This window comes from Sphingomonas naasensis (assembly GCF_004792695.1).
Classification (GTDB): domain Bacteria; phylum Pseudomonadota; class Alphaproteobacteria; order Sphingomonadales; family Sphingomonadaceae; genus Sphingomonas; species Sphingomonas naasensis.
Genome location: NZ_SRXU01000001.1, coordinates 266600 through 284311 on the forward strand (window position 1 = coordinate 266600; position 17712 = coordinate 284311).

At 66.8% G+C, this 17712-nt stretch carries 13 protein-coding genes; 6 read left to right on the top strand and 7 right to left on the bottom strand.

Going from position 1 to position 17712, the window contains the following annotated elements:
• Window positions 1-64: 64 nt before the first annotated feature.
• On the bottom strand, window positions 65-505 hold the full coding sequence (locus E5A74_RS01390) for a ribose-phosphate pyrophosphokinase (RefSeq protein WP_240699591.1): 441 nt from the start codon (window positions 503-505) through the stop codon (window positions 65-67).
• A 25-nt stretch (window positions 506-530) separates the two neighbouring features.
• Window positions 531-2210, bottom strand: a complete 1680-nt coding sequence (gene ettA / locus E5A74_RS01395; RefSeq protein WP_135982107.1) for an energy-dependent translational throttle protein EttA — start codon at window positions 2208-2210, stop codon at window positions 531-533.
• A gap of 151 nt (window positions 2211-2361) precedes the next feature.
• Between ettA and E5A74_RS01400 the strand changes: the two genes are divergently transcribed.
• The 3 genes from E5A74_RS01400 to E5A74_RS01410 all read left to right on the top strand — a co-directional run bounded on the left by E5A74_RS01400 (window position 2362) and on the right by E5A74_RS01410 (window position 5594).
• Window positions 2362-3735 carry a M20/M25/M40 family metallo-hydrolase gene (locus E5A74_RS01400; protein WP_135982109.1) on the top strand — a complete coding sequence of 458 codons (1374 nt, stop codon included), beginning with the start codon at window positions 2362-2364 and terminating at the stop codon, window positions 3733-3735.
• Between the two features lie 171 nt (window positions 3736-3906).
• A complete protein-coding gene (locus E5A74_RS01405) occupies window positions 3907-4140 on the top strand; it encodes a hypothetical protein (protein ID WP_135982111.1) in 234 nt (77 codons plus the stop codon).
• A 128-nt stretch (window positions 4141-4268) separates the two neighbouring features.
• Window positions 4269-5594, top strand: a complete 1326-nt coding sequence (locus E5A74_RS01410) for a dicarboxylate/amino acid:cation symporter (RefSeq protein ID WP_135982113.1) — start codon at window positions 4269-4271, stop codon at window positions 5592-5594.
• 6 nt (window positions 5595-5600) lie between these two features.
• Here E5A74_RS01410 and E5A74_RS01415 read toward each other — a convergent pair whose 3' ends face one another.
• Window positions 5601-6932, bottom strand: a complete 1332-nt coding sequence (locus E5A74_RS01415; RefSeq protein WP_135982115.1) for a sugar MFS transporter — start codon at window positions 6930-6932, stop codon at window positions 5601-5603.
• A gap of 90 nt (window positions 6933-7022) precedes the next feature.
• On the bottom strand, window positions 7023-7973 hold the full coding sequence (locus tag E5A74_RS01420; RefSeq protein WP_135982117.1) for an ROK family protein: 951 nt from the start codon (window positions 7971-7973) through the stop codon (window positions 7023-7025).
• Between the two features lie 110 nt (window positions 7974-8083).
• On the opposite strand from E5A74_RS01420, the gene E5A74_RS01425 reads away from it, so the two are divergent.
• The 3 genes from E5A74_RS01425 (at window position 8084) to E5A74_RS01435 (ending at window position 11580) form a co-directional block, all read left to right on the top strand.
• A complete protein-coding gene (locus E5A74_RS01425) occupies window positions 8084-9412 on the top strand; it encodes a sugar porter family MFS transporter (RefSeq protein ID WP_240699592.1) in 1329 nt (442 codons plus the stop codon).
• Between the two features lie 100 nt (window positions 9413-9512).
• Window positions 9513-10712: an ROK family transcriptional regulator gene (locus E5A74_RS01430; RefSeq protein WP_135982119.1), complete on the top strand. Its 1200-nt coding sequence runs from the start codon at window positions 9513-9515 to the stop codon at window positions 10710-10712.
• Between the two features lie 19 nt (window positions 10713-10731).
• Window positions 10732-11580 (top strand): hypothetical protein, encoded by an 849-nt coding sequence (locus tag E5A74_RS01435; protein WP_135982121.1) that lies wholly within the window; start codon window positions 10732-10734, stop codon window positions 11578-11580.
• 33 nt (window positions 11581-11613) lie between these two features.
• Here E5A74_RS01435 and E5A74_RS01440 read toward each other — a convergent pair whose 3' ends face one another.
• The 3 genes from E5A74_RS01440 to E5A74_RS01450 are packed head-to-tail and all read right to left on the bottom strand — an operon-like array spanning window position 11614 to window position 17658.
• The gene (locus E5A74_RS01440; protein WP_135982123.1) at window positions 11614-13932 is read right to left on the bottom strand and encodes a GH92 family glycosyl hydrolase; all 2319 of its coding nucleotides are present in this window, start codon (window positions 13930-13932) and stop codon (window positions 11614-11616) included.
• A gap of 13 nt (window positions 13933-13945) precedes the next feature.
• The gene (locus E5A74_RS01445; RefSeq protein WP_135982125.1) at window positions 13946-15370 is read right to left on the bottom strand and encodes a glycoside hydrolase family 125 protein; all 1425 of its coding nucleotides are present in this window, start codon (window positions 15368-15370) and stop codon (window positions 13946-13948) included.
• Window positions 15367-17658, bottom strand: a complete 2292-nt coding sequence (locus E5A74_RS01450) for a GH92 family glycosyl hydrolase (protein ID WP_420822479.1) — start codon at window positions 17656-17658, stop codon at window positions 15367-15369. The genes E5A74_RS01445 and E5A74_RS01450 overlap by 4 nt, the downstream gene beginning before the upstream one ends.
• Window positions 17659-17712 lie beyond the last annotated feature (54 nt).

Genomic DNA, 17712 nt, shown 5'->3' on the forward strand with positions numbered 1-17712 from the left:
TCGTTCGAGTGGCAGGCTGGGGAAAGAGGGTATCGCGTCGCGCGGTTCGACGCCAGCACGGTCGCTATCGCTTCTTCGCGTCCCAATAGTCGAAGGCCTGCGCCTGCAGCCGCGCGACCAGCGCAGCCGCATCGGGCCCGGTCCATTCACCTTGATAGCCATAGGCGTCGGCCGCGCCGACCCACCACCCCTGCCCGGGCAGCCGATCAGTCTCGCGCACCACCAGCACCGCCAGGTTGGGCTCGCCGGCAGCGGCACCGGCCGAATCGATCGCGTCGAGCGTCTTGCACACCGCGCGCATCCTGGGCCGGGTGAACCGATGGCCCAACTGGCCGAGCAGCTCGGAATAGCTGACGGCACGCCGCTCGCGCGCGGCCGCGATCAGCACCGCGCGCACCCGCCCCACGTCGGCGAGCGACCCGGGGTCCGCCTCGTCGGGCGCCAGCCCTTCGTCGACCAGCCAGCGGCCAAGCGTGTCGCCGAAGCCGGGCGCCTTGCGTGCCATCAGACCGCAGGCGCCCGGATCGTCATCAGCGAGTCAGCTTCTTGTAGGCCAGCGCGGTCGGGCGATCGGCGGCATCGCCGAGGCGACGGCGCTTGTCTTCCTCATAGGCTTCGAAATTGCCTTCGAACCATTCGACATGGCTGTTGCCCTCGAAGGCGAGGATGTGCGTGGCGAGACGATCGAGGAAGAAGCGATCGTGGCTGATCACCACCGCGCAGCCCGCGAAATTCTCGATCGCCTCTTCCAGCGCGCCGAGCGTCTCGACGTCGAGATCGTTGGTCGGCTCGTCGAGCAGCAGCACGTTGCCGCCGCGCTTGAGCATCTTGGCGATGTTGACGCGGTTGCGCTCGCCGCCCGAGAGCTTGCCAACATTCTTCTGCTGGTCGGCGCCCTTGAAGTTGAACGCGCCGACATAGGCACGGGTCGAGGCGTCGTGGCCGTTGACCTTCATATAGTCGAGCCCGTCCGAGATTTCCTCCCAGACATTCTTCTTGGGATCGAGATGGTCGCGGCTCTGGTCGACATAGCCGAGGCGCACCGTCGAACCCTTTTCGATCGTGCCGGTGTCGGGGGTCTCCTGGCCGGTGATCAGCTTGAACAAGGTCGACTTGCCGGCGCCGTTGGGGCCGATCACGCCGACGATGCCGCCGGCGGGAAGCGTGAACGAGAGATTCTCGAACAGCAGCTTGTCGCCATAGGCCTTGGAGATGTTCTCGACCTCGATGACCTTGCCGCCGAGGCGCTCGGGCACCTGGATGACGATCTGGGCGCCGGTCGGCTTGCGATTCTGCTGCTGCTCGACGAGCTGATCGAACTTGGCGATACGCGCCTTCGACTTGGTCTGGCGGCCCTTGGGCCCCTGCCGGATCCACTCCAGCTCGTCGCGGATCGCCTTCTGGCGCCCCGATTCTTCGCGATCCTCCTGCTCGAGGCGCTTCGACTTCTTCTCGAGATAGGTCGAGTAATTGCCCTCGTAGGGGAAATATTTGCCGCGATCGATCTCGAGGATCCAGCCGACGACATTGTCGAGGAAATAGCGGTCGTGGGTGATCATCAGCACCGCGCCCGGATATTCCTTGAGATGGTTCTCCAGCCATTCGACGCTCTCGGCGTCGAGATGGTTGGTCGGTTCGTCGAGCAGCAGGATCGACGGCTTCTGGATCAGCAGCCGGGTCAGCGCGACGCGGCGCTTCTCACCGCCCGACAGATTGTCGACCGACCAGTCCGACGGCGGGCAGCGCAGCGCTTCCATCGCGATCTCGAGCTGGTTGTCGAGCGTCCAGCCGTCGACTGCGTCGATCTTGCCCTGGAGATCGCCCATCTCTTCCATCAGCGCGTCGAAATCGGTGTCGTCCCTGGGATCGCCCATCTCGGCCGAGATCGCGTTGAAGCGATCGACCATGTCGGCGATCTCGCGCGCGCCGTCCTTGACGTTCTCGAGCACGTTCTTGGTCGGATCGAGCTGGGGCTCCTGCTCGAGATAACCGACGGTGATGTTCTCGCCGGGCCAAGCCTCGCCCGAGAAATCCTTGTCGACACCAGCCATGATCTTCATCAGCGTCGACTTGCCGGCGCCGTTGGGGCCGACGATGCCGATCTTCGCGCCCTGATAGAATTGCAGGTTGATGTTGTTGAGCACCGGCTTGGGAGCGCCGGGGAAAGTCTTGGTCATGTCCTTCATCACGAAGGCGTATTGGGCGGCCACGGGGCGGGTCTCCGTTTCGAGCTCTGGAATGCGGGAAGTTTGGCCGCGATGTAGCGATCGACGCGCGAAATGGCAACGCGGCCCGAACGGAAACAAAAAGGAAACACGCAGGGCATTGGCAAACGTTACGGGGGTGGCTAGCACGCTCGCCATGACCAAGCGCATCCTGCTCGCGGCCGTCGCCGCGCTCGCCCTCCCCCTCCCCGCACTGGCGCAGACGCATGATGCAGCGGCGCTGCGCGATGCCGCGCTCAGGGACGATGTCGCCTGGGAGGTCACCGAGGGGCTGACCACCGAAGTGGGGCAGCGGCTCGCGGCGACCGAGGCCGAGGCGCGGGCGCGCGCCTGGGCGGTCAAGAAGCTGACCGCGCTGGGCTTCAAGAACGTCCATATCGAGACCTACAAGATGCCGGTCTGGGTCCGCGGCGAGGAAACCGCAGAGGTGCTCGGCGCCTCGGCGCAGAAGCTGGCGATCGCCGCGCTGGGCAATTCGGGCTCGACCGGGTCCAGAGGCATCGAGGCCGAGGTCGCATTCTTCCCGACGCTCGCCGATCTCCAGGCCGCGCCGGCCGAGGCCGTGAAGGGCAAGATCGTCTTCGTCAGCCATGCCATGACCCCGACGCAGGACGGCTCGCAATATGGCGCGTTCGGCGGCGCGCGGCGCGCGGGGCCAAACCTCGCGGCGACCAAGGGCGCTGCGGCGATCCTGATCCGCTCGATCGGCACCGACCATCATCGCAACCCGCACACCGGCGTCACCAATTGGGCGGAGGGCGTCAAGCCGATCGCCGCAGCGGCGCTGTCGCTTCCCGATGCCGAGCAACTCGAACGGCTGCTCAAGCGGGGGCCGGTGCGGCTCAAGTTGCTGGTCACGCCGCAGTTCAAGGGCGAGGCCGAATCGGGCAACGTCATCGCCGACGTTCCCGGCAGCGACCCGAATGCCGGCATCGTCCTGATCGGCGGCCATCTCGACAGCTGGGATCTCGGCACCGGCGCGATCGACGACGCCTCGGGCGTCGCGATCACCACCGCCGCCGCCAAGCGGATCATGGACGCCGGCCAGCCGCGCCGCACGATCCGCGTCGTCTGGTTCGGCGCCGAGGAAGTCGGCGGGTTCGGCGGCGAGGCCTATGCCAAGGCGCATGCCGGCGAACGCCACGTCTTCGCCTCCGAATCGGACTTCGGCGCCGATCGGGTGTGGAAGTTCGAGACCAATCTTCCCGAGTCGGCCAAGCCGATCGGCGACCGGCTGGCGACCGCGCTGGCACCGCTCGGCATCTCGCGCGGCCGCGGCACTGCGGGCGGCGGCACCGATGTCGGCCCCGTATTACGTAGCGGCGTCGCCGGAATCGACCTCGACCAGTCGGGGCTGCGCTATTTCGACTATCACCACACCCCCGACGACACGCTCGACAAGATCGACCCCGAGCAGCTACGGCAGAACGTCGCGGCGTGGACGGCGCTGCTCGCGATCGTCGCCAACGCCCCCGAGGATATCGGGAAAGTGACCCCGGCGGGGCACTGAACGCGGCGATTCAGGGCGCTCGGATGTCTGAATTCGGGCAAAAAAATGGCAGAATCTTTGCGCCCTGTCGCATTTGCGATTGACGCAAGCGCAACGACCGTTATTTCAGCGGCTTCGCGTCGGCATTCGGGCCGGGTGCGAAACGTTTGAAGTTCCATGGGAGCAACCCAGATGAAGAAGATCCTCATTGTTGCTGCGACCGCCGGCCTGATGTCGCTCGCGGCTTGCAACGGCGGCACCACCAACACCACCGCCGAGAACGTTGCGGAGAGCCACGAGGCGAACGCGGCGATCTACGACGAGGCCGCTGACAACACCAGCAACGCGACCGCCGAGGCCGTTCTCGAGAACGCCGCCGACGTCGAAGAGAACAAGGCCGACGCCGCCGAGGCGAACGCGCATTGATCTCTTTTCCGGTCCTTCGGGATCGGAGCTGAAGGTTAGAAAGGGCGCTCCCGCACGGGGGCGCCCTTTTCCGTTTGGGGCCCCGATCGCGTCGGCATAGAAACGAGGCGATGCACAGGGGGGACGAGATGGCAGCCGGGCCAAGCGCGCACCAGTTCAGGCAGCCTGTCTGGCGACTCCTCTATTTCTGGGTTCTGATCGGCATCCTCGCAGGCGTCGCCGTCGGCGCGCTCTGGCCGGCGTTCGGGGCGAGCCTGCAGCCGCTCGGCGACGGCTTCATCGCGTTGGTCAAGATGATCATCCCGCCGGTGATCTTCCTCACCGTGGTGACCGGGATCGCCGGATCGCACCAGCTCGCCGCGCTCGGCCGCGTGGTGGTCAAGGCCTTCGTCTATTTCCTGTTCTTCTCGACGCTGGCGCTGATCGTCGGGCTGGTGATCGCGCACATCGTCCAGCCCGGCGCGGGGATGAACGTCGACCCCGCCTCGCTCAACGCCGCATCGGTGCATGGCTATGCCGAGAAAGCGCACGAGACCAGCGTCACGGGCTTCCTGCTCGCCGTGATCCCGACGACGCTCGTATCGGCCTTCACCAGCGGCTCGATTCTGCAGATCCTGTTCGTCGCGGTGCTGTTCGGCGTGTCGCTGACGCTGGTCGGCGCGCCGGCGCGGCCGGTGACCGAGATGCTCGAGCGGATCGCGCTGGTGGTGTTCCGGCTGGTCGCGCTGGTGATGTGGGCGGCGCCGGTCGGCGCGTTCGGCGCGATGGCGTTCACGATCGGCAAATACGGGCTGGGCAGCCTGCTCAATCTCGGCGCGCTGGTCGCGACCTTCTACGCGACCGCAATGATCTTCGTGCTGGTCATCCTCGGCAGCGTCGCGGCGCTCAACGGCTTCTCGATCCTCAAGCTGATCCGCTATCTCAAGGCCGAGCTGCTGCTCGTGCTCGGCACCTCGTCGTCCGAGGCCGCCCTGCCCGCGCTGATCGAGAAGATGCAGCGTGCCGGCTGCGACAAGGAAGTCGTCGGCGTGGTGGTGCCCACCGGCTATTCATTCAATCTCGACGGCACCAACATCTACATGACGCTCGCGGCCCTGTTCATCGCGCAAGCGACCGGCGTCGAGCTGACGCTGGGCGAGCAGCTGGCGCTGCTCGGCGTGGCGATGCTGAGCTCGAAGGGCGCGGCAGGCGTGACCGGATCGGGTTTCATCACGCTCGCGGCGACGCTGGCGATCGTGCCCAAGGTGCCGATCGCCGGCATGGCGCTGATCCTCGGCGTCGACCGTTTCATGAGCGAATGCCGCAGCCTGACCAACTTCATCGGCAATGCCGTCGCGACGATCGTCGTGGCGCGCTGGGAGGGGGCGCTCGACAAGGACAAGCTCGCCCGGGCGCTCGACGGGGCGCCGGACGCATTGCCCGCCGCCCCGCCGATCGAAAGCGATCCGGACTAGGCCGGATCAGTGCAGCGAGGCCGCTCCCGCTTCGGAACGCACCACCGTCGCGCGACCGGCGGCCAGCGCGAACAGGCACAGGGCCACATAGCAGGCGGCGGGGACGATCAACGCGAAGGTGTAGCCGCCCTTGTCCGACACCGCGCCGACGAGCAGCGGCAGCAGCGCGCCGCCGACGATCGCGGTGCACAGCAGCCCCGAGGTCGATTCGACCGTGGCGGTCGAGCGCTCGAGCGTGAGGGTGAAGATCACCGGGAACATGATCGAGTTGAACAACCCGATCGACAAAGCGACGAAGCCCGCGGTCACCCCGCCGACGGCGAAGACGTAGAAGCACATCGCCGCGGCGATCGCGGTGAACAGCGCGAGCAGCAGATGCGCGCGTGCCACCGCGAGCAGGCCGGAGCCGATCGCGCGGCCGACCATCGCGCCGAGCCAGTACAGCGCGACGGCCTTGCCGGCTTCCTGGAGCGACACGCCGGGCACGCCGTCGCTGCCCATCAGCCAGCCGAGGATCGGCACGCCGAACGCCGCGTCGGACTGACCCCAGACGCTGTTGTCGTTGAGCAGCAGCGCCATCTGCGTGCCGATCGAGACCTCGGCGCCGACATAGAGGAAGATCGCGAGCCCGCCGAACAGCGCCCAACGCGAATTCAGTGCCGAGAACAGCCCCGTAGTCGAAGCGACCGGCGGCGCCGCCTCGGTGACGACACGACGGCTGAGCCAGAAGAACAAGGCCAGCGCGGCGATCAGCCCGCAGATCCACAGATAAGCCGAATCGATCCCGGCGAGCGCGTCGGCGCGCACCGCATCGGTGATCGCCGTGCCTTCCTTGACCTCGACGCCCTTGAGGAACAGGTGCGCGCCGAGCAGCGGACCGAGGAACGTGCCGAACGAATTGAAGGTCTGGCTGAGCGTCAGCCGGAGATGGCTGTAGCGCGGATCGCCGAGCGCCGCCGCGAGCGGGTTCGCCGCGACCTGCAGGATGGTGATCCCGCTGGCGAGGATGAACAGCCCGAGCAGCACAAGGGTGAATACCGCGAGATTGGCCGCGGCGAGCATGACGAGGCAGCCCGCGATCATCAGTCCCAGCGCGATCAGGATCGTCGGGATCGACTTGGCGCGCGAGAGCAAGGCCGCCGCCGGAAAGGAAATCAGGCCATAGGCGATGAAGAAGGCGAACGCCGCCGCCTGCGCCTGCAAGTTGGTCAGCGTGAAGATGCCCTTCACCGACGCGACCAGCGGATCGATCAGCGAGGTGATGAACCCCCAGGCGAAAAACAGCGTGGTAACCGCTGCGAATGCGAGCGTGGTGCTCGACGTTGCCGGACGCGCCAAACCTATCTCCTCCCTGTTTGCCGCAGGCCCGTTTGGCGGCCTGCTTTTATTCTGTTTGATTGCTCAATTCGCACAGCGGCGCGCGTCTGGCTAGGCGGCGGTCGCGAGCGCGGACGCCGCGAGCGCGATCGACCCCATCGGCCCGGCCAGATCGCCCAGCCCCGGCCGGATCACATAGCTCCCGACCCGGGGCAGCTTCATATAGCCGTTGAGGCTGGCGATCAGCGCGGTCTCGACGCGCGCGACGAGATGCGGCTGCGCGGTGATCACCCCGCCGCCGAGCGCGATGCGCTGCGGCCCGGCGCCGCACACCAGCGCATGCGCCATCGCGGCGATGTAGTGGACGATCGGCTTCCAGACGGGGTCGTCCTCCGCCACTGCATGGACGCGCCGGCCGCCGAGCCGCGCGACCAGCGCCGAGCCCGAAGCCAGCCCCTCGACGCAATCGGCGTGAAAGCCGCAGACGCTGGCATGATCGTCGCCGGCGAGGCGCGGCAGCCGGACATGCCCCCATTCGCTGTGCGCGAAGCCGCGAGTCGGGCGGCCATGGACGATCAGCCCGACGCCGACGCCGGTGCCGACGGTGACATAGGCGAAATCGTCCATGCCCTGCCCCGAGCCCCATGCGATCTCGGCCATCGCCGCGCCGTTGACGTCGGTGTCGAAGCCGACCGGCACGTCGAAGGGCCCCGAGAGCGTGCCGAGCACGTCGGTGCCCGGCCAGCCGGGCTTGGTGGTCGCGAGGATCTGCCCATAGGTCGGCACCGCCGGATCGAGCTCGATCGGCCCGAAGGAAGCGATTCCGAGCGCGGCGAATCCCGGATGCCGCGCCCAATCGTGCAATATCTCGAGGATCGCGGGCAGCGTCTCCCCGGCGCTGGTGGTCGGCACGACCTGCTGGTCGAGGATCCGCCCCGGTCCGAAAGCCAGCGTGCACACGCATTTGGTGCCGCCCAGCTCGACCCCGGCAAAGGGGAGCGGGCCCGCCGCGATGTCATCCGAAACAGCTACTCCCCCGGACGACGACAAAGCGTTCGACATTCCCCCTCCCTGACGCGGGGCTACCCCGCACGAATCCTTGGGCTTGTGCGCCCTTGTATCGGCATTAATAATCCAAATTACATAATTCAACGGGTGAGGAGCGGATTGCGGTGAGCGCACTGAATGACAGGCTGAATCCATCCGCGATCATCGCGGCGAGTCTCGCGGGGCTCCTGTTCGGTTTCGACACTGCCGTGATCGCCGGGGTTACCGAGGCGCTGCGCGGCACTTTCGATCTTTCCGCGGCCCAATTGGGCGCCGCCGTCTCCGCTGCGCTGGTCGGGACGCTGGTCGGCGCGCTCGGCGCCGGCCACCCGGGCGACCGCCATGGCAGCCGCACCGTGCTGCTGTGGATCGCGATCGCCTATATCATCTCGGCGATCGGCTCCGCGCTGAGCAGCGGGCTAGGCATGCTGATCGCGTTCCGCTTCCTCGGCGGGCTCGCGATCGGCGGCTCGTCGGTGCTGGCGCCGGTCTATATCGCCGAAGTGAGCCCGCCCGCGCGGCGCGGCATGCTGGTCGGCTTCTTCCAGCTGAGCATCGTTCTCGGCATCCTCGCCGCCTATGTCAGCAACTTCGTGATCGGCCTGTCGCTCGACGGCGAACTCGAATGGCGCGTGAAGCTCGGCGTCGCCGCCGCCCCCGCCTTGCTCTTCCTGCTCCTGATGCTGCGCGTGCCGCACAGCCCGCGCTGGCTCCATCATCGCGGCCGCAGCGAAGAAGCGCGCACCGCGATCGGGATCCTGTCGATGGGCGATCCCGACACGCTTCTCGCCCAGTTCGGCGAAGGCGTCGCCGCGCCCGGCGGAGACCGGCTTCGCTGGCACCTCCATCGCCGCCCGATCCTGCTCGCAGTGGCGCTGGCGATGTTCAATCAGCTCTCGGGGATCAACGCGATCCTCTATTATCTCGGCGACATCTTCGCCGCCGCCGGATTCGACGCGGTTTCCGCCGATCTGCAGGCGGTGGCGATCGGCGTGGCGAATCTGCTCGCGACCCTGCTCGGCATGGCGATCATCGATCGCGTCGGGCGCAAGCCGCTGCTGCTGGTCGGCGCGTTCGGCACCGCGGTCGCGCTGGCTTCGGTCGCGCTGATCTATTCGAGCGGTCAGGGTCAGCATCTGCTGCTCCCCGCGCTGATCGGCTTCATCCTGTTCTTCGCGGTCTCGCAGGGTGCGGTGATCTGGGTCTATCTGTCCGAAATCTTCCCCACTGCGGTGCGTGCGCGCGGTCAATCGCTGGGCAGCGCGACGCATTGGGGCATGAACGCGCTCATCGCATTCGGCTTTCCCGTAGTGGCACAATATACCCAGGCCTTGCCATTCTGGCTGTTCGCTGGCGCGATGCTGGTGCAGGCTGTAGTCATCTGGCGATATTTCCCCGAAACCCGCGGCGTCGCGCTGGAGACGATGGAAAGGACGGTCGAGGGTCGAGGATGACAGGCATGCAAGTGATGGCTCGTGCTGATGATAGCGCTACCTCTCCGATCGAGCGGCGTCGCGCCGCCGCCCTTCCCCGCCGCCGCGTGATCGCATCGGCATGACGGCGAGCAACACCGGCGAGCGCCCGAGGCTTTCGGGCACCAACCTTGAGCGCGCGGCCGATCACAATCAGCGCGTCACGCTCCACGCGATCCGCGTGCTCGGCCCGCTCACCCGGGTCGAGCTGGCGGGCATTACCGGGCTGACCGGCCCGGCGATCGCCAACATCACCAAGCGATTGCTCCAGGACGGGCTGATCGACGAGGCCGGGCAGCGCCGCGGCGGACGCGGCCAGCCGCCGACCAAGCTCGTGGTGCGGGCCGATGCCTGCTACTCGATCGGCGTCAATATCGACCGCGACCACATCACGCTCGTGCTGGTCGACTTTTCGGGCGAGACGCTGGCGCGCGTCTCCGAGGAAGTCGATTTCGCGCTCCCCGATCACGTCCGCGCGCTCTATCGGCGCTCGGTCAAGAACATGCTGCGCAAGGCGGGCGTCGACGTCGCCAAGGTCGTCGGGCTGGGCGTCGCGGTGCCCGACGATCTCGGGCTGGTCGATCTGCCCGGCCGGCCCGCCGACTATGCGGCGTGGGACAAGGTCAACATGGCCGAGCTGTTCCGCGAGCCACTCGATTTGCCGGTCTTCGTCGAGAACGACGCCGCCGCCGCCGCGATGGGCGAGATGCAACTGGGGCTCGGCCAGAAGAACAACAGCTTCTTCTACGTGCTGATCTCCTCGGGTCTCGGCGGCGGATTGGTGGTCGACGGTTCCTATCTGCGCGGCGCCGACGGGCGCAGCGGCGAGCTCGGCTTCATGCGCGCCGGCGACGGCGCGGCGCCCGGCGAGGAAGTCCAGCGGCTGGTATCGCTGTCGGGGCTCGCGCGCCATCTCGAGCGCAACGGCTGCAAGCTTGCCGACGTGATGCACGGCCCCGATCCCGACGATGCCACGATCGCTTGCGTCTCGGCATGGATCGAGGATGCGGCGCGCCAGCTGATCGTCCCTCTCGACGCGATCAATTGCCTGATCAACCCCGCCGCGGTGCTCGTCGGCGGGCGGCTGCCGACCGCGATCCTCGAGCGGCTGGCGGCGCGGGCCAATGAGCTGATGAAGGAACGCGCCGGCCTGCTGCCGACGGTGGCGCCGGTGGCGCGCGCGGCGCTGTCCGAGGACGCGCCGGCGGTGGGCGCGGCGATCCTGCCGTTCAGCCACTTCCTGCTGCCCAAACAGGCGGCGCTGTGGAAGGCCTCGGCGTGAGTTCAGGGCGAAGGCGCCGGTGATCGGCCTCGGCGCCGCCGTCGCGCTGCTTTCGTTCCTGCAGATCACGCCCCCGCCGCCGCAGCCGAATGCAGTATATGAAATAAGAAGCGAGCGGCGAAGCTCGCAGCGCGGCAGCGACGACTCCTCGGGGAGTTCGCGGGACATCGACCGGCTCGTCGAACGCGTGCTCGCCGTGCGCGAAGACGGGATCGAGCTGGAATATGATCTTCCCGCCGACGCCTCCGAGCAGGACCATGCGCGGGAGTGGCGGTTCCCGATCCGAATATTCAAGCCGAAACAAGGGCCTATGCGGCTCCTCAATCGGGCGGAAATGGCGGCGCGCCTCGATGGCTGGCTCAAAGCCGCGACGCTGACGCGCGAAGCATGCGGTCGCTTGATCTTCACCTGGAACGCCTTTCGCATCGAATGCGAACCGCAATCGGTGCTGAAAACGCTCGAAGCACTGGACCCGGCGCCGCAGGATCTTCGCGCGGGCGCCTCCTACGCGGATCCCGATGCGTTGGCGCCCGCACCCATGCACAGAATGAGCACCGGGGCGGCGGGGGCGGTCTATGGTGTCGACATGGCGATCGATCCGGAAGTCGTTCGGCGCCGCCGCGCACAAACCGACGTGGGCGTCGCGGAACTCAGTGGGGAAAAGCTGGCGTTCGAGACTGCGCTCCACAAGCGATCGGGCGAGAAGATTTCCGGTACGATCTCCCTCACCTTTCACGCGGACGCAGAAGGCCGCGCATGGCGACGTGTCAGGCTGACAAAGGTCGAGATTCGCGAAGCGAGCGGGCGCTTCGAAAACGAAACCACGACCGAGATCGTCGAGCGCCGGCCCGCCTCGGCCGGGAGCTGACCTGGCAGGGCCAGGCCTCGGCCGCGGGAGGCTCTAGGCGCCGTGCCCGAACGAAGGCGGACGATCGGCCTTGGCGGTGCCGAAGCGCGAGGGGTTGCGCCCCATCACGAAGACCAGCTCGCCGCCCTTGGCCAGATCGGCATGGCTGATCCAGTTCTTCGTCCACGGCTTGCCGTTCCAGCGCACCGACTGGATGTACGGCGCGTCGGGGGCGTTGCCTTCCGCGAGCACGCGTAGCGTCCGCCCCTGCCCCAACCGGACCTCGGCCTTGTCGAATAGCGGCGCGCCAAACACATAGACCGCGCTCACCGGATCGACCGGATAGAAACCCAATGCGCTGAGCACGAACCACGCGCTCATCTGGCCGCAATCGTCGTTGCCGATCTCGCCGTCGGGATCGGCCTTGTACATCTCGGTGCACAGCCGGCGGACCATCGCCTGCGTCTTCGCCGGGGCGCCGGCATAGGCGTAGAGATAGGCAACATGGTGGTTTGGCTCGTTGCCATGGGCATATTGCCCGACCAGCCCCGAAATGTCGGGCGGCGCGTTCTCGGGCAGCGTCGACGGCGCGTTGAACAGCGCGTCGAGCTGTTTCTCGAACGCCGCATCGCCGCCGAAATGCTCGATCAGGCCATAGACGTCGTGCTGGTTGAGGAACGTCGCCTGCCAGCCATTGGCCTCGGTGTAATCGCGGTGCTTCTTGACGTCGTGGCCGATCTGGATCGGGTCGTAATTCGCCCACCAGCTGCCGTCCGAGAATTTGGGCTTCGCAAAGCGCGTCTCGGGATCGAGCACGTTGCGATAGTTCCGGCTGCGCTTGCGCAGCGCCGCCGCATCGTCCTTCGCCCCCGCCGCGTCGGCGAGCACCGCCATCGCCCAGTCGTCATAGGCATATTCCTGGGTGCGGCTGACCGACTCCCAGATCTTGTCGGCAGGGATGTAGTTCAGGTCGTAATAATAGCCGCGGCCGAGCGAGCCGTCGCTGTCCTTGAAGGTGCGATCGAAGGCGCGGCGGCGGACATTGGGCCAGGCTGCGGCGTAATCGGCCTCGATCCCCTTGGCGTGCGCCTCGGCGAGCACCGACACCGAATGCCAGCCGATCATGCAGCCGGTCTCGACGCCCTGGAGCTGCCACACCGGCGGGCCGTACGGGCTCTGCTGCGTCTGGCGGATCAGGTCGCGGGTGAACATCGCCGCGCGCTCGGGCTGAACCAGCGTGAGCAAAGGATGCAGCGCGCGATAGGTATCCCACAGCGAATAGGTGCTGAACGCCGGCGTATCGGCGGACGCCTGATGCACTGCGCGGTCCATCCCGACATAGCGGCCGTCGCGATCGGTGAAGAGTGTCGGGGCGAGGAAGCAATGATAGAGCGCGCTCGCCATGATCGTTCGCTGGGCGGGCGTGCCGCCCTCGACCCGGACGGCGTCGAGTTGCTTGGCCCAAGCGCGGCGCGCGGCGGTGGCGGCGCGATCGAAATCCCATCCGGGCGCCTCGGCCGCAAGCGCGGCCTTCGCCCCGGCAACGTCGACCGCCGAAATGCCGGTCTTGATCAGGATCGGCGCGCCGCCAGCCTCTTCGAAGAACAGCGCGACCTTGAGCTTGTTGCCGGTGACGCCCCTGGCGCCCGCGGGTGCGGGCTGGTTGTCGTCGCCGAAGAACTGGACGCGGCTCGGCCGGCGCGAGAGTTGCAGCGCGAAGTGGATCTCGCGCCCCTTGGCCCAGCGATGGACGCGGCGGCTGCCGGTGAGCATGCCGGCATCGTCGATCGCGAGCGAAGCCTGGTCGACGATCGTGCCCTTGTCCCACACGTCGATGATCATGTGCGCGAAGTCGATCAGGATGTGCCCGGCGCCGTTGGGGAAATGGTAGCGGTGAAGACCGGTACGCTCGGTCGCGGTGAGCTCGGCGAGCACCCCGGACTCGAGCTTGACCCGGTAATAGCCGGGTTCGGCCTGCTCTTCGGAGAAGCGCTGGCGATAGCCGGTGTCGGGATCGTCGAGCTTGCCCGGATCGAGCTCGAGCTTGCCCCGGGTCGGCACCACGAGCACGTCGAGCATGTCGCCGATGCCGGTGCCCGACAGATGCGTGTGCGAGAAGCCCATGATCGACGTGTCGGTGCGGTGATAGCCCGAGCAGGCGTCCCAACGGCTATTGTCGGTGTCGGGGCTCAGCTGGACCATCCCGAAGGGCAAAGCGGCGCCCGGAAAGGTGTGGCCGTGCCCGCCAGTCCCGATGAACAGATCGGGCCGCGTCGCCGCGGCACGCTGCCCACGTGCGAGGCCGGGCGCGGCCGAAGTCAGCGTGGCGAACCCCGCGCCGGCGAGCAGCTGGCGGCGATTGGCGGCGATCATGTCGGTCTCCCGGTCAGTAGCGCTGGGCGAGCAGCGCGGGGCGGCGCTTCTCGATGTCGAGGATCAGGTCGCCGAACAGGCCATTGGCCCAGGCGAACCAGCTGCGGGTGAACTTCGTCGGATCGTCCTTGTGGAAGCTCTCGTGCATGAAGCCGGTGCCGCCATGCGAGTTGCGCAGCGTGCGCAGGCACTGCCGCACCACCGCCTCGTCGTCGTTGACCAGCCCGCGGGTGATCAGCGACATCGGCCAGATCATGTCCATGCCGACATGCGGCCCGCCGATCCCCTCCCCGGCCTTCCCCGAGAAGAAATAGGGGTTGCGCGGGCTCCATGCGAGCGCGGCCGTGCGCTTGTAGAGCGGATCGTTGCGATCTGCCGCGCCGAGCAGCGGCAGGCCGGACAGGCTCGGGACATTGGCGTCGTCGATGAAGATGGCATTGCCATAACCGTCGACCTCGAACGCCCAGACCTCGCCGCCCTTGCCGTCGGGCATCTTGCCGTGCGCGTCGAGCGCCTGCCTGACCTCGGCGGCGAGCGCGGCCGCGTCCTGCGCCGCCGCGGCATCGCCGCGCGCCTCGCGCAGCACCGTGGCGAGCATGGTGAGCGCCGAGACCGCGAACAGGTTCGACGGGATCAGGAACGGGAAGACGCAGGCGTCGTCCGAGGGACGGAAGCCCGAATGGATCAGCCCGACCTTCTTCGTCGGCGCGCCATAGCCGGCGAACATCAACGTCTCCGTCGGCGAAGGATCGACGCGCTGGAAATGATAGCCGCCCGGCCCGTCCTTGCGCTGCTGTTCGCGGAGCGTCGCCACTGCCTGCGCCATGCCCTTGGCCCAGAGCCCATCGAACGGCGTCTTGTCGCGCGTCGCGGTCCAATAGGCGTGGGCGAGCCGCATCGGATAGCAGAGCGAGTCGATCTCCCATTTCCGTTCGGCGACGCCGGGCTTCATGTCGGTCCGGTCGTTGATCGCCGGCAGGTTCGATTTCGCGGCCGGATCGCGGGTATACGCATTGGCGTAGGGATCGAGCAGAATGCAGCGCGCCTGGCGCTGCATCGCGCCGTGGAACAGCCGGCGCAGATCGGCGTCCTTCGGGGTCAGATGGACATAGGTCTGGAGCTGCGCCGAGCTGTCGCGCAGCCACATCGCGTCGATATCGCCAGTGATCACGAAGGTGTCGGGCTTGCTATCGACTTCGCCGAGCGTGACGGTGGTGTCGAGCGTGTTGGGATAGCAATTCTCGAACAGCCAGGCGAGCTCGGGATCGGCGATCTTCGCCTTTACGCGAGCAATCTCCGCCTCGACGGCCTTGCTGGTGAAGCGACGCTCGCTCCTGGCCGGCCGCTTGCTGACCTGCGTCTGCGCGAACGCCATGCCCGGGAGCGACGCCGCCATGGCGAGCGTACCCGCGCCCGCGATCACTTCACGACGGTTCATTTACGCTCTCCCGGTGCGCTCATCGAGAAGGGCGCTGCGGCCTTGTCGACGCCCCATTGCTTGTTGGGGGTCGGCCCCATCACGAAGCGCAAGGTCCCGCCGGCCTGGAGCGCCTCGCGCGTCAGCCACGTCTTGTCGTGCTTCTTGCCGTTGAAGGTCACCGACTGGATGTAGATATTCTGCGCGCTGTTGTTCGCGGCCTCGATGCTCAGCTTCTTGCCGTTCGGCATGGTCAGCTCGACATTGCGGAACAGCGGGCTGCCGATCGCGTACTGGCCGACCGTCGGCGTCACCGGATAGAAGCCCAAGGCCGAGAAGACGTACCAGGCCGAGGTCTGGCCATTGTCCTCGTCGCCGGGATAGCCGTCGGGCGCGGACGAGTAGAGCCGGTGCATCACGTCGCGGACGTGGAACTGCGTCTTCCATGGCGCGCCGGCCCAGTCGTAGAGATAGGTCATGTGCTGGATCGGCTGGTTGCCATGGGCATATTGGCCCATGTTGACGATCTGCATCTCGCGGATCTCGTGGATCGTCTGGCCGTAATAGCTGTCGTCGAACAGCGGCGGCGTGCTGAAGATCGAATCGAGCCGGTCGACGAACGCCTTGTCGCCGCCCATCAGATCGGCGAGCCCCTGCACGTCCTGCATCACCGACCAGCTATAGTGCATCGAATTGCCTTCGGTGAAGGCGTCGCCCCATTTGAGCGGGTTGAACGGCGTCGACCAGCTGCCATTCTGGTTGCGCCCACGCATCCAGCCGCTCTCCTTGTCGTAGAGCTTGCGATAGTTCTGCGCCTGCGCAGCGTATTTCTCCGCATCGGCGGTCTTGCCGAGCGCCGCGGCGAGCCGCGAGATCGCGAAATCGGCGGTGGCATATTCGAGCGTGCGCGCCGCGCTCTCGTTGATGCCGACGTCATAGGGCACATAGCCGAGCTTGTTGTAGAGCTCGACACCCTCGCGACCGACGGCGGTGAGCACCCTGCCCCGCGCGTCGCGCGGACGCCCTTCTGAGGTCGTCGCGTTCTTGACCATCGCCTCGTAGAGCGTCTCGACATCGAAGCCGCGCACGCCATTGGCATAGGCATCGGCGATCAGGATCGCCGAGTTCGAGCCGATCATCACGCTGCGATGGCCCGGGCTCGCCCATTCGGGAAGCCAGCCCGATTCCTTGTAGGTGTTGACCAGACCCTGCATGATCTGGCTGTCCTGCTCGGGATACATCAGCGCGAAGAACGGGAAGACCGCGCGCCACGTGTCCCAGAAGCCGTTGTCGGTGAACATCGGGCCCGGATGCACCTTGCCGTCATAGGGGCTGTAATGGACCGTCTGCCCCTGCGCGTCGACTTCGTGGAAGGTGCGCGGGAATTGCAGCATCCGGTACAGCGCCGAATAGAAGGTCCGGCGATTGTCGATGTCGGGATCGGTCACGCGAATCCGCGAGAATTCCTTCTCCCAGATTGCCTTGGCCTTGGCCTCGGTCGCGTCGAAGCTGTCGCCGCCTACTTCGCGCGACAGATTGCGCTCGGCCTGGTCGAGGCTGATGAACGACGAGGCGACCTTGACCCCTACCTGCTCGCCCTTCTTCGTCTTGAAGCTGACCACCGCGCCGACATGCGCGCCTTCGCTCTTCGCATTGTCGCGGAGCTGCCAATTCTCGTCCCAGGTGCGGCTGACGGTGAAGTCGTGGTCGAACTCGAGAACGAACCAGTTGTGGAAATTGGCCGGCACACCGCCGCTGTTGTTGCGGACATAGCCGGTGATCCGCCGCCGCGCCGGATCGACCGTCACCATCGAGCCTTCGTTATAGGCGTCGAGGATGATGTGCGCGTCGTCGCTCTGCGGGAAGGTAAAGCGGAACTGCGCGGCGCGGTTGGTCGGCACCACTTCGGCGGTGACGTCGTGATCGGCGAGATAGACCTTGTACTTGTAGGGCCGGCTCTCCTCGGCCTTGTGGCTGAACCACGAAGCGCGCTCCTTCTGCTTGATCCGCAAGGGCCCGGTGGTCGCCATCAGCTCGAACGCGGCGTAATCATTCATCCACGGGCTGGGCTGGTGGGTCTGCTTGATCCCGCTGATGCGGTTGGCGTCATAGGTATAGCCCCAGCCATCGCCCATCTCGCCGGTGACGGGGGTCCAGAAGTTCATCCCCCACGGCACCGCGACCGCGGGATAGGTGTTGCCGTAGGACAGCTCGTAGTTCGAGTCGGTGCCCATCAGGGGATTGGCGAGATCGACCAGCGATTCCTTCTGCGCGGTCTGGGCCAGCGCCATGGTGCCGGGCAGGCACAGACCGGTTGTCGCGAGAAGCGCGACGGCGCTGCGCAGCGATCGAGCGAAGGTATT

Bases quoted from the DNA above. Each gene is read 5' to 3' on its own strand.
- E5A74_RS01390 (WP_240699591.1), bottom strand. From the start codon at position 505: ATGGCACGCAAGGCGCCCGGCTTCGGCGACACGCTTGGCCGCTGGCTG.
- E5A74_RS01400 (WP_135982109.1), top strand. From the start codon at position 2,362: ATGACCAAGCGCATCCTGCTCGCGGCCGTCGCCGCGCTCGCCCTCCCC.
- E5A74_RS01405 (WP_135982111.1), top strand. From the start codon at position 3,907: ATGAAGAAGATCCTCATTGTTGCTGCGACCGCCGGCCTGATGTCGCTC.
- E5A74_RS01410 (WP_135982113.1), top strand. From the start codon at position 4,269: ATGGCAGCCGGGCCAAGCGCGCACCAGTTCAGGCAGCCTGTCTGGCGA.
- E5A74_RS01420 (WP_135982117.1), bottom strand. From the start codon at position 7,973: ATGTCGAACGCTTTGTCGTCGTCCGGGGGAGTAGCTGTTTCGGATGAC.
- E5A74_RS01430 (WP_135982119.1), top strand. From the start codon at position 9,513: ATGACGGCGAGCAACACCGGCGAGCGCCCGAGGCTTTCGGGCACCAAC.
- E5A74_RS01440 (WP_135982123.1), bottom strand. From the start codon at position 13,932: ATGATCGCCGCCAATCGCCGCCAGCTGCTCGCCGGCGCGGGGTTCGCC.
- E5A74_RS01445 (WP_135982125.1), bottom strand. From the start codon at position 15,370: ATGAACCGTCGTGAAGTGATCGCGGGCGCGGGTACGCTCGCCATGGCG.